13 protein-coding genes and 1 riboswitch are annotated in these 14,583 nt (G+C 45.1%); all 13 genes read right to left on the reverse strand.

Translation table 11 applies throughout. The features are described from left to right. Positions 1 to 63: 63 nt before the first annotated feature. The 13 genes from ACX9NY_RS15250 to ACX9NY_RS15310 all read right to left on the reverse strand — a co-directional run bounded on the left by ACX9NY_RS15250 (position 64) and on the right by ACX9NY_RS15310 (position 14,546). Complete coding sequence (locus ACX9NY_RS15250; RefSeq protein ID WP_472473531.1) at positions 64 to 2,124, reverse strand: S-layer homology domain-containing protein; 2,061 nt, start codon at positions 2,122 to 2,124, stop codon at positions 64 to 66. Positions 2,125 to 2,259: 135 nt separating this feature from the next. Next, positions 2,260 to 4,929, reverse strand: coding sequence for a winged helix-turn-helix domain-containing protein (locus ACX9NY_RS15255; RefSeq protein WP_472473533.1), 2,670 nt, complete (start codon positions 4,927 to 4,929; stop codon positions 2,260 to 2,262). Between the two features lie 189 nt (positions 4,930 to 5,118). Then, positions 5,119 to 5,658, reverse strand: coding sequence for a CDP-diacylglycerol--glycerol-3-phosphate 3-phosphatidyltransferase (gene pgsA / locus ACX9NY_RS15260; protein WP_472473535.1), 540 nt, complete (start codon positions 5,656 to 5,658; stop codon positions 5,119 to 5,121). Between the two features lie 200 nt (positions 5,659 to 5,858). Further along, positions 5,859 to 7,784 carry an FtsX-like permease family protein gene (locus ACX9NY_RS15265; RefSeq protein WP_472473537.1) on the reverse strand — a complete coding sequence of 642 codons (1,926 nt, stop codon included), beginning with the start codon at positions 7,782 to 7,784 and terminating at the stop codon, positions 5,859 to 5,861. Next, positions 7,781 to 8,536, reverse strand: a complete 756-nt coding sequence (locus ACX9NY_RS15270; RefSeq protein WP_472473539.1) for an ABC transporter ATP-binding protein — start codon at positions 8,534 to 8,536, stop codon at positions 7,781 to 7,783. The genes ACX9NY_RS15265 and ACX9NY_RS15270 overlap by 4 nt, the downstream gene beginning before the upstream one ends. A gap of 116 nt (positions 8,537 to 8,652) precedes the next feature. Further along, positions 8,653 to 9,657, reverse strand: coding sequence for a sensor histidine kinase (locus ACX9NY_RS15275; RefSeq protein WP_472473541.1), 1,005 nt, complete (start codon positions 9,655 to 9,657; stop codon positions 8,653 to 8,655). Next, positions 9,654 to 10,343 (reverse strand): response regulator transcription factor, encoded by a 690-nt coding sequence (locus ACX9NY_RS15280; protein WP_342572349.1) that lies wholly within the window; start codon positions 10,341 to 10,343, stop codon positions 9,654 to 9,656. The genes ACX9NY_RS15275 and ACX9NY_RS15280 overlap by 4 nt, the downstream gene beginning before the upstream one ends. A gap of 25 nt (positions 10,344 to 10,368) precedes the next feature. Further along, on the reverse strand, positions 10,369 to 11,094 hold the full coding sequence (locus ACX9NY_RS15285) for an SDR family NAD(P)-dependent oxidoreductase (RefSeq protein WP_472473543.1): 726 nt from the start codon (positions 11,092 to 11,094) through the stop codon (positions 10,369 to 10,371). 69 nt (positions 11,095 to 11,163) lie between these two features. Further along, positions 11,164 to 11,883, reverse strand: a complete 720-nt coding sequence (locus tag ACX9NY_RS15290; protein ID WP_472473545.1) for a class I SAM-dependent methyltransferase — start codon at positions 11,881 to 11,883, stop codon at positions 11,164 to 11,166. 208 nt (positions 11,884 to 12,091) lie between these two features. Next, the gene (locus ACX9NY_RS15295; RefSeq protein WP_339303347.1) at positions 12,092 to 12,475 is read right to left on the reverse strand and encodes a VOC family protein; all 384 of its coding nucleotides are present in this window, start codon (positions 12,473 to 12,475) and stop codon (positions 12,092 to 12,094) included. A 258-nt stretch (positions 12,476 to 12,733) separates the two neighbouring features. Continuing rightward, a complete protein-coding gene (locus tag ACX9NY_RS15300; RefSeq protein ID WP_472473548.1) occupies positions 12,734 to 13,207 on the reverse strand; it encodes a GNAT family N-acetyltransferase in 474 nt (157 codons plus the stop codon). A 153-nt stretch (positions 13,208 to 13,360) separates the two neighbouring features. Continuing rightward, positions 13,361 to 13,442, reverse strand: a riboswitch (ZMP/ZTP riboswitch). Between the two features lie 29 nt (positions 13,443 to 13,471). Next, entirely contained in the window at positions 13,472 to 13,987 is a 516-nt protein-coding gene (locus tag ACX9NY_RS15305) for a GNAT family N-acetyltransferase (RefSeq protein ID WP_339240689.1), read from the reverse strand. Between the two features lie 34 nt (positions 13,988 to 14,021). Beyond that, positions 14,022 to 14,546: a YfiT family bacillithiol transferase gene (locus tag ACX9NY_RS15310; protein ID WP_339259907.1), complete on the reverse strand. Its 525-nt coding sequence runs from the start codon at positions 14,544 to 14,546 to the stop codon at positions 14,022 to 14,024. Between the last annotated feature and the right edge of the window lie 37 nt (positions 14,547 to 14,583).

Raw genomic sequence — 14,583 nt, forward strand, 5'->3', positions numbered from 1 at the left:
TTCCATATAGGAAGGCACGTTGATGTAACTTGCATTAGTTCACATATGCTGTTCTAAGTTACGCTACTCTATTCCTCTCAGATCAACGTACACGTGACCTACACCGGTTCTGCCCAGAGGGTCGGTAGCTTTCACCTCAATCCGAATAGGCTCACTACTCGTCCCCAGTGCAGTAACGTATAGTTTCTGTCCAATCATTCTGACATCTGCCAGTTGCGGATCAGGGGAGTCGGCCTCTAGTGTGAGAGTTGATCTAACGTCATCTTCATCCTCAAACATAAAGGACAGGTCAATCTCAACCTCATCCCCATGAACATAAGCGGTATTACCCGCAGGTGCCTCTACCAATACAGGAGACGCATCATCGAAGTCATACCTGTCCAAACGTTGCAGCAACGTGTGATGCAGTGTGAAGTCAGGCTCTTCTCTCAGTGTTATGGGATTGTTACTCACATCCAGGTATTGCAGATCAGGTAATCCAGCAATTCCAACGGGTAAATGAACAAGCTCATTACTGTTCATATCCAGTTCTTGCAAGGAGTCTAGTCCGCTCACATCCAATAAAGCAAGTCGATTATTCGCAAGATTCAGATACTCCAGCTGATCCAGTCCTGTCACATTAATTTGCGTAAGTTCGTTACCGGATAAATCAAGCCAATTCAAGCGATCAAATCCAGAGGCATCTGCTTTGCTTATTTCATTTCCAGAGAGGTCGATTTCAGTTACGTTCAGCCCTTTGAATATCTCGACACCTGTCAGATCGGAAATGCCCGCATTTCTGGCATACAATCCTCCATTGGTCTGAATGAGAGCTTCCACCAATTCATCTTTGGTCAGTGGATCATCCACATCCTTTTGCAACCAATACGCAATAGCTCCAGCCAAATATGGATCAGGAAATTGACGACTTATCGTATTGGCCTGTACCTTAACGTTGAGTTGTGCCGTGACACTGGCACCCTGGACGTCAGCTGCTTTGATCGTCAACGTTGTTACTCCAGTAGCCTGTGGAACAAGTCGAATCACTTTTTCTACGACAGTAGAGGAAACAATGGTTGCATCTCCGGTTATGACACTGAATTGCAATTCATCACCATCTGGATCACTAAAATACGTGGAGACATCCAAGTCCAATGCGGCATGATCTAGTGTAAGTTCCTGATCAGGCAAACCGCCACTACTAACCAGTGGCGCCCTGTTCCCCGTACCTGGATTGGACGGAGTGGAAGGATTCGTTGGCGTAGTTGGCGCAGATCCACCTCCTCCACCCGTACTTCCAGTTCCATTCCCTGGTGTCACCCCGGAATTACTGTTTGCGTTTCCTGCGCTGTTGCCGCCTGAAGTTGTACCCTGCACCTCAATTCCCTTTCCTGGCTCATCAGGATTGGATTCCGAGTTGGTACCCCCTTGGTTCGCAGCTTCATCAAGCACTTGAATGACTTCAGTTGTGCGTAGTGCGATCACAGCCATTTCCTGTCTGGAGGTAGAACGCTTCGGCGCAAAGTTTCCATTGTCCCCTTTCAAGATTCCCAATTCAACAGCCTGTTGTACACTAGGCAATGCCCAGGCACTAATATCGGAAGTATCCTTAAATGACAACTCTTTGGTCAAATTTAATGTTTCGTCATATCCTTTAGCCTTCAGAGCCCGAATAATTGTCGTTGCCAGCTCTTCCCTCGTTACCAGACCGGCAGGACGAAACGTACCATCGGGATAACCATTCATAATTCCTGCCACTTGAAGGGCATGAATATAGGTTCCATTCTCAGCGTTATGATCCAAATCCCTGAATAACAGATCTGGAAGCTGGACTGAGGACAACACGTTCAACTCCAATAGTTGAGCCAGCGTATACGCAAGGTCGCCTCTTGTTAACGTTGCGGTCGGGTTGAAATTCCCTGCTTTGTCCGCCAGAATCATCTGTTGCTCGGCAGCCCTTTCAATAGCTTGCTTGGCCCATGGTGCTGCCTGCTGCAAATCCCGAATGTTTACTGCATCAGTCGCTGCATGCACTGTCCCGGGAACAGAAAGGACAGATAAAGACAGAAGGGCTGCCCAATAAGGCGAGACCTTACGGATCTTATTTTTCGTATGAACTTTACGTTTGGTTATTCGTGTTGACATCTCTTAACGTTACCTCCCACGTGAACATAACTCTGGTGTCAGCAAAGACTCGTCAGCGTTATTTGATTATCTTCATTGTAGGAGAGACCTTGATTCGAAAACAGTCTACAAAAGAGTAGACATCGTTTCACTACATCATAACAATCCCCGTTGCTCCGCAATCTGTACAGCATGAGTACGACTACTCGCGCCCAACTTCGCGAACACTCGGCGAATGTGTGTATTAACGGTTCCGGGTGAAATGCCAAACTCGGCAGCAATCTGTTTGCTGGTCATGCCCTCAGCGATGTGACCGAATATTTTTTGCTCCATCGGGCTGAGTCCCACTTCCTTTGTATCCAGCTTCGCCTCTCCTACAGATGAGAGGCCTCTTAACCGTTTGTCTCTTGCGAAAGCAGACAATAACTGTTTCACATAAGCCATTTTCACACCATCATCGTGTATTGCCTTCGTGCGACGCAGAGACAGGTAGTCCTGTAACAGCCGCTTCATCTGTTCACCTTCAGCAACAAATGAACGGATATACCCTTCGGGTCCTCCCAGCACCAGAGCACGGGATAACGCCACAACACCGGCATCTGTAGATGCCTGCTTTTGCAACATGATTGACTCTAGCAGAGCACACTCTACCTGTTCAGCAAGCAAGTCCCGTTCTTCAGCCAGTTTACGGATTCGTCTCAATTCCTCTCGTGCATGATCATACTGTTCAAGGATGATCATCGCACGTATGCGAACCATGGATCGAAAGATCTGATCACAGCTGATCTCAACAGCTGCATCTCCTTCGTTTGCAGGCTTAGTCAGAATGGTATGGGACGATTCCACTGGACTCATTTCAATTAAAATTCGGTGTTGATGTGCTTCCAGTACTGGCTGCCAGTATTCCATGTCCTTCACAGATAATAAACCCAAGACCTGCTGAAGCAGTTTCAAACCTTCTTCAGGTCGGCCCATTGTAAGTTCAAGTCTGGCCTTGAGTACATACGCAGGAACGAGCAGCGCAGCCACCTTGATCTGCAAAGCCACTTCAAGCGCTCGGTCCGCACAACTTATCGCTTCTGTAATTCGATCCTGTTCCATTAAAATCTCACCATATCCAACACCGTAATAGGACGTCACGTAGGCATGTTCAGCATACCAACGTTCCGTAATCGCCCCGAAGCAGGCTTCCCCACGCCTCAAGTAGCCATTAACACCATGAAAGCTGCGCAACCGCATGCTCTCTCTCCGGTCATAGTCCATATACTGAAAGGCAATATCATCGGGATATCCCTGATCAATATAGGACACCAAATAATGAGCCAACCCCTCCAAATCTCTGTTCAGATAGGCCATATAAGCTCGCATTACACATATAACTTGCAACAAATACCCGATAATCTCTGGTTCCAGCTGCCCTTGAAGATGCACCCGGATCACATGTTCCAGTTCATCAAGTTGCTTCACCATCTGTCCATAAGGCATTTCACGTGCAACAAGGAACAGATAAGACATATATAATTTGGGACGTGATTTCACGATCTCCAGTGGCACAACATCAAAGTATCGCCGGAGCGTCCACCACTCTCCCATAATAAAATGGGCGAACAACTCTTCCAGCAGTCTCGCTGCATCCTGCATATGCTGTCCGAGGATATAATGATCCAACGCTTCAGCCGTGTACCCTTGTTTCTCATACCAAACTGCAGCAAGACCATGTAATTCATTTACTTGTTCTGTGCCACAACGATCCAGTTCACGCTTTAGAAATGTAGAGAACAAATGATGATAACGATACCAGTGTGCTTCCCGATCAAGTGGAACAAGAAAAAGATGCTCCTTCTCCAGTTGCCTTAACAATTGCGGAGCTTCCCGCATATTACTTAATACCTGACATAGACTGCTATTCATTCTTCTCGTGATCGCTGTTCGGAGAAGAAATTGCTGCATTTGCGGTGACTGACGCTGGAATACCTCTTCGAGCAAGTAATCCGAAATCGTTCTCTCACCAGTTGTTCCATAATCTTCACGAGACAGAGGTGATGATATCGAATTCATAGGGCTGACCGAAGCGTTTCCACCCCATGCGTGAGATAAAGCTAGCAGCTTCAATCCGGCAGCCCAACCCTCTGTCTGCTGTACCCATCCACGCGCATCTCCCCCGGTAATATCCAGATGCATGATCTCTTGGCAAAATTCAATGCCCTCTTCTGGCGTAAATGCCAGTTCCTGAAGTGTAAATTGCTTCAACTCACCTCTCAGACGCATCTTTTCAAGCATGAACGGAGGATATGTGCGACTAGACAGGACCAGATGAATGGATAGCGGAAGATTTTCAATAAAGTACTGCATCTGTTCATGAATCTCCGGCTGGGTAACTGCATGATAGTCATCCAGAATGAGTAGCGCATGTTGATTGGTCTGGGCAACACGGTTCAGCAATAATATCAATGCCGACCTGGGATCTACCGGGTACCGTTGCAAAAAATGCGGCAGTACATCCCCGCAGAGACCCTTACTCACGCGATCCAGTGCATGAATAATGTAGAGCCAAAACTGAAGCGGGTCCTGATCTTTATCATCCAGGCAGACACAGGCTGCATGAATAGCTGCACTCCTCACCCAGCTACCTAAAAGTGTTGACTTCCCTGAACCCGCCGGGGCAGTCAACAACGTGACTTTGGATTGGAACAATTCTTCGTGTTGCAAACTTAGCCGTGGACGTTCCATTGTGTCCGCTGGCAAAGGTGGAAGTTCCAGTTTGGTTGTTAAAATCATAAATTGAAGCCAGTCCCCGTGGTGATCAGCGGTATGTTCCTGTTGCATGAGATCCTCCTGAATCAGCACCGTTGTGCCTGTTTTCCGATTCATTTTATGTATATTCAGATACTCTAAGTATACAAGGAACCATGACTATGCCCCACATATTTTTGAACGGCAATCAACGACAAACAACCCCTGTACATGAAGTACAGGGTAACATTCGGATTATCAACCATTATCCGATTGGCTCTTCTATTTTTCTGTCCGAAGCAACTGATAGTTCATTACAATATAATTCATTCCCGATAACAGCGTAACGCCTGCCGCCAGCCATAATAGAATTAGGTCAACCCGCACCTCAGTCAGCAAACTGATCGGAACATTGTTCAACAAAATTGCAATAATCGCTGCCACCTGAAGCACCATTTTGATCTTGCCATATCGATCGGCTGCAAGAGCAATGCCCTGCTCCGTTGCCACCATTCGTAACGCTGTAATAACTATTTCACGCCCAATAATGATTACAGCAATCCATGAACTGATCATATTTTCCTGAACCATCAGGATTAACGCTACCGCAATCAACAGTTTATCCGCCAGCGGATCAAGAAGCTTCCCCAGATTCGTGATTTGATTATATTTTCTCGCCACATACCCATCCAATTTATCCGTACCCGCCGCTACTGCAAATATAATAAGTGCAAACAACAAGCTACTCTGATTAAGGAAACAGAGCATAAACAATGGAATCAACGAAATTCTTGCCAACGTGATTTTATTTGCATAATTCATTGAACATCACCTCTCCTCGATTCAAATGTTATCCGTGGATCAGATTCCGTGACTCTATCATCATTTCGACTCAATTCCATTATCATCCTTTTTTTACAAGATAATATACTTAGAAAAAGAAAAAAGAACAGTCTGTATATATTACAGCTGCCCTTTACTCAAACTATTTTTGTTATATCAGCATACGCCCGATCCCAATTCTACAAAGCTTCCTTAATCACCCGTTTATAATACCACACGGACAACAGACCAAAGATCGAATATAACAATGTATAGACAATCATGACAATGACCGTAGGTGTCGCTAGCTCCGTGCCAAAGAAAAACCACCCTGATTTTACGGCAAAATAACTATGGCTCAATCCTACCATGAGTGGAATACCGAAGTTAAACAACTGCTTGATCTGAATGCCACGCAACAGATTGCCTTGCGTAAATCCGAGCTTTCGCAGAATGGTATAGTTGCCCTTCTCCTCTTCACTCTCATTCATTTGTTTAAAGTACAGGATACATCCTGATGTAATTAAAAACGTCAAACCGAGGAATCCAACAATGAACATAATTAGGCCCATCGTGTTACGTTGGTTATTTCTGAACTCAATCTGGGAGAAACTTGGGGCTTCCAACTGCTGCTCCTTATATACGGCATAGGCATCTTCATCCTGCCCCTCGTTCACAATACGTACACCATAGTAGTCAGCCCACTCGACTTTCTGCAGCTCGGGATCGATATCCTGCTTCAGTTGCTGATATACCGTCTCATCCACGACCGCTACAGGCGTGCCCCTAGTATAGTACGCGGGAAGGACGCCTTGTTTGGTTGTTCCGATCAGTTGTTGTGCCAGCCTATGTTTCAACCCGTGCAAGACGATTGGACCTTTCTCCTGAATGGAAATTAACTGCTGAATGGCATTTCCATATCCCATGAAGACCACTTCACCTGCTTGCACATCAATGTTATCTACCATGTTGTCACTCAGCACACTGCTGAACAACAGCTCCCCCATTGCGGAGTCATCCATCACTTCTTGTGCATCAATTTCAATATAGATAGGCTCTCTATGCTTCTCTTCATAAGCAATCTGTTTGTGTTCCAACTCCGCTACAAAACGACTTTTCACATCCTCCTGAGCAAAAGAGAAATCCTCCGGCAAACTTTCCTTGGCTTGCGTCTCTGCCGAATAATATGAAATGTAACTGAGTGACAACATGCCAATCGCAAGCGCAGATACGGTTGTAATAATCGTGAGCAGCAGGGCATTAGACTTCATGCGGAACATGATTGAAGATAATGATAACACCTCATGAATAGATAGGTAGCCGTTTTTGCTTTTGCGAACCAGATTAAAGATAAAACTTACCGACCCCTTATAGAACAGGTATGTCCCCAGTATGACCGAGAACAGAATCAGGATCATCGTATACATCAACTGCTGCATATCCATTGCCTCGCCACTGAACAGCCGAGCAGACACGAAGTATCCATACACCATCAGGGCAATGCCCAAGACGCCAACAATCATCTGTCCAAACGACATCTTCTGCACCTGCTGCTCCGAAGTGGATGACACCCGAAAGAGCGAGAGAATACTCTGGCGCTTGATAAAGATATAATTCATCAGCATGATGAGCAGATACATCATCGTAAAGACAATCACCGTTTGCAGCAGTGCCATCGGAGAAAAGTACAGTTTGGTAATCGCATCCACACCGAGAATTTTGAACAATATCATCAATACAAGCTTGGACGCAAGAAAACCAATCAACACACCAATGGCCATGGAGCCAAAATAAAGGATACTGTTCTCGGCGCTCAAAATACCAAAAATTCTGCCCTTCGTCAGTCCAATCAACTGAAATAATCCAATTTCTTTGCTGCGCCGCTTAATAAAAATGGTATTGGCATATAACAGAAAAATACCGACAATACCGATTAATAATACCGAAGATGCGCCTATGGCTGCCGCACCTTTTGTTGAAGCAGCTACCTCATCCATGGAAGGATCATACTGTAACGTCACAAAGGAAAAATACAAAGCCACACTGAACACAAGCGCAAATACATAGAGATAATAATTCTTCAAGTTTTTCCTGAGATTACGGAAGATAATATAATTCAAGCTCATTGCTGCACACCACCCAATACGCCCTGGGTTTTGATAATGTCATTAAAGAACGATTGCCGGGACTCGTCTCCTTTATTCAGCTGGGTGTAGATCTGACCGTCTCGAATGAAGATCACTCTGCTGCAATAACTTGCAGCAACCGGATCATGGGTAACCATAATAATGGTTGCCTTTCGGGTGCTGTTCATCTCACTTAACTTGCCGAGCAGATCGGAGGCAGACTTGGAATCGAGCGCTCCGGTTGGCTCATCCGCAAAGATGATACTTGGCTCATGGACAAATGCTCTTGCTGCTGAAGTCCGCTGCTTCTGCCCACCTGAAATCTCGGATGGATACTTGTCCTTCAATTCGTAGATGCCCAGTTCATTGGCAATCTGTTCAAACTTCCGGTGTGCCTCCTGTTTTGGAATGCTCGTGATCGAGAGCGGCAATAATACATTTTCCTTCACCGTAAGGGTATCCAGCAGATTATATTCCTGAAAAATAAAGCCCAGATGATGTTTGCGGAACTCAGCCAGCTGTTTCTCCTTCATTCCGGTGAATTCCTTGCCCTCAATATCAATCGTGCCCTGGCTCACCCGATCGATGGAGGAAAGTACATTAAGCAGTGTCGTTTTACCCGAACCCGATGGCCCCATAATACCGACAAACTCTCCCTTGCTTACCCCGAGATCAACCCCTTTCAGCACTTCCTGTTTATTCAGTTTATTACCATAGACTTTATGAATTTTTTTGGCTTCCAGTATCCACATATCCCACTCACTCCTCTTTGAACTTCTGCAAAATGCCCATGTCTATATCATAGGCGGGATGTGCAGTGTTATCGTGTGATTCACCGAACAAAACCAAAAAGCATGTGACATTATTGTCACACGCCTGCAAGATGCACCATGTCGTTTTTTCGCGGAAAAGTAAGTGTGACGGTAGTGCCCTCGCCAGGAGAAGACTCTACATGAATGCGCATATGAAGGGTTTGGACCACCTGACGAACCAGATACAGCCCCATCCCAGTCGCCGCTCCATCCATTCTGCCTCGGGTAGACGTAAATCCTTTATCAAATATACGCGGCAGATCCTGAGCCTCAATCCCTCGCCCGTGATCCTTAATCATCAGTATGACATGTCCATCCTGTTCCCGACTTTCAATGAGGATGTCCGATGAATCGCTATATTTCACCGCATTGCTCAACAACTGCCGGAGGATGAAGCCTAACCATTTGCTGTCTGTGAGCACACGCGATACCATCAACGACACATCAAAGCCAATCCCCTTGGATATGCACCACGATCTCAGTGCTCGAATCTCACTATTCAATATCGGTTCAAATTCCGTCTCTTCGATGAACAGATCATTATGCATGAACGGAATCCGCTTCTGATGAAGCTGCTGATCCAGCAATTGATGGATTCGTAACCATTCATATGTCATTTGGCTCTGTAGCTTATCATCTGGCAAGCGCTCGATCATCAGTTGCAACGCAGTCAGTGGGGTCTTCACCTCATGAATCCAGGACAACATCTCGTCCTTCTCCTGTTCCAGAGCGATAAAATGATGTGACGACTCCTTACGATATCGCTGTGTCTGGGAACTGAGGGCCTCATGTACGATCTGCTCATATGGACTTTCGGCGATGTCGAGTTCTCCCAGATCATAGGTATGATCCCAGGTGCTCAACTTTTTATAGAAACGAGTCTCTTTCAGATATCTCGCCCAGATAAAAACAAGACATACCACCACATTCAGCACTACGATATACATCACAGATTGGAATGGAATAGACGAGTCCATGTAAGCTACCAATAAAATAATAAGTTGTATGCTTACCAGTAGACATAACCAACTAGCCCTTTCTCGTATGTACTTTCCGATCATGCTTCTGCCTCTTCCGTTGCCATGTAACCCTGACCTACCTTGGTTTCAATGTATCGCTCCAAGCCGATGGGTTCAAGCTTCTTTCGTAACCGATTAACGTTAACCGTCAGCGTATTATCACTCACGAAATGCTCATGATCCCACAAGCTCCGGATGAGATCCTCACGGGTAACGATCTGATTTTTGTGCTCCACCAGCACTTTAAGGATGAACATCTCATTTTTGGTTAACAGAACAGATTCATCCCTGCAAGTGAGTGTATTTTTCACATATTCAATTGCAGCACCGCGCCAAGTCCGGAGTTCAATATGCTCTGTATTGTAGTTGTACACCCTCCGCAGAGTTGCCTGAATCTTGGCAATCAATACATCGAAGTGAAACGGCTTCTGGATAAAATCGTCTGCACCCAAATGCATGGACATGACCATATCCGCAGGATGATCCCGTGAGGACAAAAAGATAATCGGCACATTGGAATGCGAACGAATGATTCGACACCAATGGAACCCGTCATATTGGGGCAACTGAATATCAATAATGACCAATTGCGGCTGAATTACGCTGTACTCCTGCAATACCTTGCCAAAGTCCTGCACACCATACACGTCATACGACCATTGGGATAACCGTTCCTTGATTTCATTAAATAACGATTCGTCGTCTTCAATGAGCATAATTTTAAACAAGAGAGTTCACCACGTTTCTGTTCTTCTAAGGTTGATTGTGTCCATCCATCCGCTCGATCAACTGTATCGCGACGTCTCGTGGCGATCTTAATTGGCCTGCTTCATACACTTGATTGAACATGCCTGCAAGCGCAAACTCCTCTGTACTTTTGCCTCGTGCAGCAGCCTGTAACTCCGTATCGACCATCCCCGGATCAAAAGCAATGATCTCAACAGGATTCTGTTGACCCGTTTGCTCCAAAGATACGCATTGGGTGAACATGTTCAATCCTGCTTTGGATGTACAGTACACTGCCATTGAAGGCGCGGGATAACTTCCCGAACCCGATGAGAGATTAACAATTTTACGTCTGGCGGACAGGTGATTGGTTTGTTGAATAAAAGATGAGCTCAATATCATTGGCGCTGCAAGACTGATGTTAAGACTCTGACTTATCTCTGCGGCACTGCATTGTTCTATGGGTCCTAGAGGCTCCAGCATCGCTGCATTATTAATGAGTCCAATGCAATCAGCTTCCTGAGAAAGGATTTTGTCCAATACACGTGTAACCATATCATCAATCCCCGTCAGGTCGGCTAGATCGTACTGAACATGATGGTAACGCCCGCTCCACTCCTCGCTTGATTCCAACTCGTGCGAATGCCCGCGTGAAATGCCATAGACCCAGTCTCCCCTGGCTAGCAACAACTCCGCGAGCTGTTTCCCAATTCCTTTGGATGTACCTGTAATGATAAAATACCTCTGTCTCATATTCCCCCGCCTTCTCTCGCTCAATGCAGTATTAGTTAAACTCCACCCTATGACTTTATAACTCTATAACTACACGCCCGGTTTTCTCCACATGGTCACCCACAAAATGGGTAATCCAAAACAATTCTCATCCTGGCCCATCGCCTTCATAGGACGTAATTCCACACATTCAAATGGATCTTGTAGTAAATAACGGAGCTTTTCCTCCGTAAAGGCCAGTCCGCCTTTCATCGACTTCTCTTGATATACCTGCCAATCATCCATGACGCTCTCCGGCCCACCTTGACCGCCAAAACCAGGAGCAAAACAGCTCATCCCAAAGTATCCTCCGGGCTTGAGCGCTTGGTGAATCATCTCTATGTAAGGAATCCGCTGATGAGGTAGCAGATGATGCAGACAACCCGAGTCGTAGACAAGATCATATTCTTGCTGCGGGGCCAGTTCGAACACGGAGCGACATTCAAAATGTACGTCCAGTTGCTCTTCTGCCGCCCTCTCCTTAGCCCAGGCAATAGCTGTCTTGGAAAGATCATAAGCATCTACCTGATATCCTTGGCGGGTCAAATACAATGCATTTCTGCCTGGACCACAACCCAGTTCCAGTGCCTTGCCACCTGCCAGCAAACCTGCGTTCACATACGCTACCAGATTCTCATCCGGTTTGTTTGGGAAAAAGGGTATGGGTCTGTTCCGATCCTCATAGAAAGGCTCCCAAAATTGCTTGGCAGATCTGAAGTCTGCATCGAGCATATCATATAGATCCTGTACACTTTTAATCGTTTTTTCCACTACCACATTCCTCCTTAAATCCTCCATCCGAACCTTCAGTTTAGATCATTCATCCCTCGTCATTTTCATTAAATCAGCTACACTTTATTATAACATTTTTAACCATTAATCCTCTATTTTTCTACTTTGAAATATAAGATTTTTCCAACAAAAAAACGACCGACTTGGATGTCGATCGCTAACAATTGTAGCTGTTATGAGTTACAGTTTACTTCGCCCGTTCCATGACTGCAAAGTAATTTTTTTCGTTATCAGCAAAGTTGAAGACACGCCCCGTTGGCATCTCGACAATCTCTCCAACCGTTACATGTTTTCCAGACAAGTCAGCATATAGTTGATCCAGATTTTCGGTAAAGAACATTAATGATGGTGTACCCAGATTTACACCCGCCGACATCCGCTCGACAAACTCTTTGTCATGGAGAATAATGCTCGTCTGCGAATCTGGGGTAGGCGCAATCTCAATCCATCTCATGCCCTCGTCGAGGTTTACTTCATCCACAATGTGGAATCCTGCAACTTCCGTCCAAAATGCCAGTGATTCATCCTGATTGTTGACATACAACATAATTTGGCCGACTTTGCTAAACATGCATCATTCACTCCTCTGATCATCTAATCTCTCAACATCCTGCTTATCATTCCTCAACTTCCAATAGAGTATAACATGCAGGACAGCTTTTTCATTATCTTTCTTTGGCATTACACTGCTCTGATCGAAGTTTCAGATCAGACCGTTGTAGCGATCCTACTTTGGAGAATAGGAGCTTCCCCTTCACTATGCAGATAGGTTAAATTAGCTTAACAAATCAAGATCAGATTTTGAGTAAAATGGATTTCTTGAAGTTACTTATAGTGTTTTGACAAGAGCCAGCCTATGGAATCCCGAGGTATAATAATTCATATCAATACCTTCCTTTTGAAAATTCATTCGTTCATAAAATACGAGCGCTGCTTCATTTTCTGCATGATCAAGTGTGTAAAGCATGATATCACTACATCCAAATCCAGCTATTTTCATGCATATTTCAGTAATTAGTGTACGTGCTACACCTTGTCGAAGGTGTGATTTACACGTAACAACGCCAACGATTTCATATCGGTTAACCGTAGGCTGAAAGATATAACCAGCATGACCTATGACAACATCTGCTTCGTCAACCATGACATAATAAGCACTGATCCGTTCATCCATCATATTTAAAAATAAATCCCAGCGCGCAGGATACTGTTCGCGTATAAACGAAGGGAATTGAAAATTATGATCCGTCATCATTTTCAGCACTGCTGGCTGATCAATCGTTTGAAAAAGACGAATAGTCATCTTGCCACCCCCTCCCCTTAAAGATCACAGCTTCATAGAATCCAGCCAAATCCATGCTTGTCATTCCATCAAGTAAAACAAACGCCATTTTCATTGCCGCCACCCGTCCTCTCGTACCCGAATAATAAATAAAGTGTTTGATCAAAAGATCAAACACTTTGCCCAGGCGTACGGCATATAATATATGTGCTTCCTCGTGGTTCACTCCACGTTTACGCCAGTCACACACAATCGATATTTAACAACCAGTATCCATCACTCACACTATTGTATGCCTCTTAATTTCTTCGTAAGATAAAGTACAACATCGTCGTCCATAATCGTTTCTTCACCTGGCTGAATGTAATGATCGTGTCTGTGAACACCATGACCGTCCGGTATGTATCCGCGATGGGCATATAAAACTTGCGCTTTGCCATAATCGGAAAATACGCCTACACCAATACCTGCTACATCCGTTCGTTCCGAAATAACTTCCTCTGCGCGGTCCATCAACCGTGAACCAATACCTTGGCGCTGGAACTTGATCAGCACATTAAAATCGTTAATTTCGGGAATGCCTTGTTCCCTGAAAGAAGGGTATTTGGAATGCCACAATACATTCACGTATCCGGCAAATTCTCCATTCAACTCGGCTACCAAGGTTACACGGTCCCCATTCTGTTGTTCAGCCAAGTAATGAAGATACTGCTCAGCGTATCTCCCCCACCCCTGCTCCTGAAACGCCTTGGATATAATTACAGGATCACTCTCATTTAATAATCTGATATGTACAGTCATTAATGAATTCTCCTTAATAAGATATTTATCCTAACTAAATTTCCAGTCGATCTCGAAGCGATGTAATATGAGCAACATGGTGTTTGCCATGCCAAGCATACATGCCCAGATTATAATCCAATCTCGTCGTTTCTTGAGATGAGGGATGATAGAATTGTTTGGCATAATCCGCATCTGTCAGTGCATTTAACAGAACCACCCACCGACGATGGAGCGCATCCAGAATTTGAAGTGAGAACTCAACATCCAGGTCCCTTGAATCACTCAGTTCAGCCCAACGCTCTTCATAATACGGTCGAATTGTAGGTGTATCCTCTGTCAGTGCCAACTTGAAACGAATCATACTGTTCATATGGCTGTCTGCCATGTGGTGAATGACCTGTTTGAGCATCCATCCACCTTCTCGATACGGCAGACTTAATTGCTCTTCACTCAGCCCCTTTACCGCTTCTCGCGCGCGTTCAGGTAGCTCAGCAATGTCCTGAATCCACTTCTCCCGCTGCGCCAAAGTAACTTCACCCGTGTGTACAAATGGGCCTATCGGAAATCGTTCGTCCATCCATTATTCCTCCTTGTTTGTATGATGAAAATAGCTC

The organism is Paenibacillus sp. CB74 (genome assembly GCF_055687625.1).

Bases quoted from the DNA above. Each gene is read 5' to 3' on its own strand.
- ACX9NY_RS15250 (WP_472473531.1), bottom strand. From the start codon at position 2,124: ATGTCAACACGAATAACCAAACGTAAAGTTCATACGAAAAATAAGATC.
- ACX9NY_RS15255 (WP_472473533.1), bottom strand. From the start codon at position 4,929: ATGCAACAGGAACATACCGCTGATCACCACGGGGACTGGCTTCAATTT.
- pgsA (WP_472473535.1), bottom strand. From the start codon at position 5,658: ATGAATTATGCAAATAAAATCACGTTGGCAAGAATTTCGTTGATTCCA.
- ACX9NY_RS15265 (WP_472473537.1), bottom strand. From the start codon at position 7,784: ATGAGCTTGAATTATATTATCTTCCGTAATCTCAGGAAAAACTTGAAG.
- ACX9NY_RS15270 (WP_472473539.1), bottom strand. From the start codon at position 8,536: ATGTGGATACTGGAAGCCAAAAAAATTCATAAAGTCTATGGTAATAAA.
- ACX9NY_RS15275 (WP_472473541.1), bottom strand. From the start codon at position 9,657: ATGATCGGAAAGTACATACGAGAAAGGGCTAGTTGGTTATGTCTACTG.
- ACX9NY_RS15285 (WP_472473543.1), bottom strand. From the start codon at position 11,094: ATGAGACAGAGGTATTTTATCATTACAGGTACATCCAAAGGAATTGGG.
- ACX9NY_RS15295 (WP_339303347.1), bottom strand. From the start codon at position 12,475: ATGTTTAGCAAAGTCGGCCAAATTATGTTGTATGTCAACAATCAGGAT.
- ACX9NY_RS15300 (WP_472473548.1), bottom strand. From the start codon at position 13,207: ATGACTATTCGTCTTTTTCAAACGATTGATCAGCCAGCAGTGCTGAAA.
- ACX9NY_RS15305 (WP_339240689.1), bottom strand. From the start codon at position 13,987: ATGACTGTACATATCAGATTATTAAATGAGAGTGATCCTGTAATTATA.
- ACX9NY_RS15310 (WP_339259907.1), bottom strand. From the start codon at position 14,546: ATGGACGAACGATTTCCGATAGGCCCATTTGTACACACGGGTGAAGTT.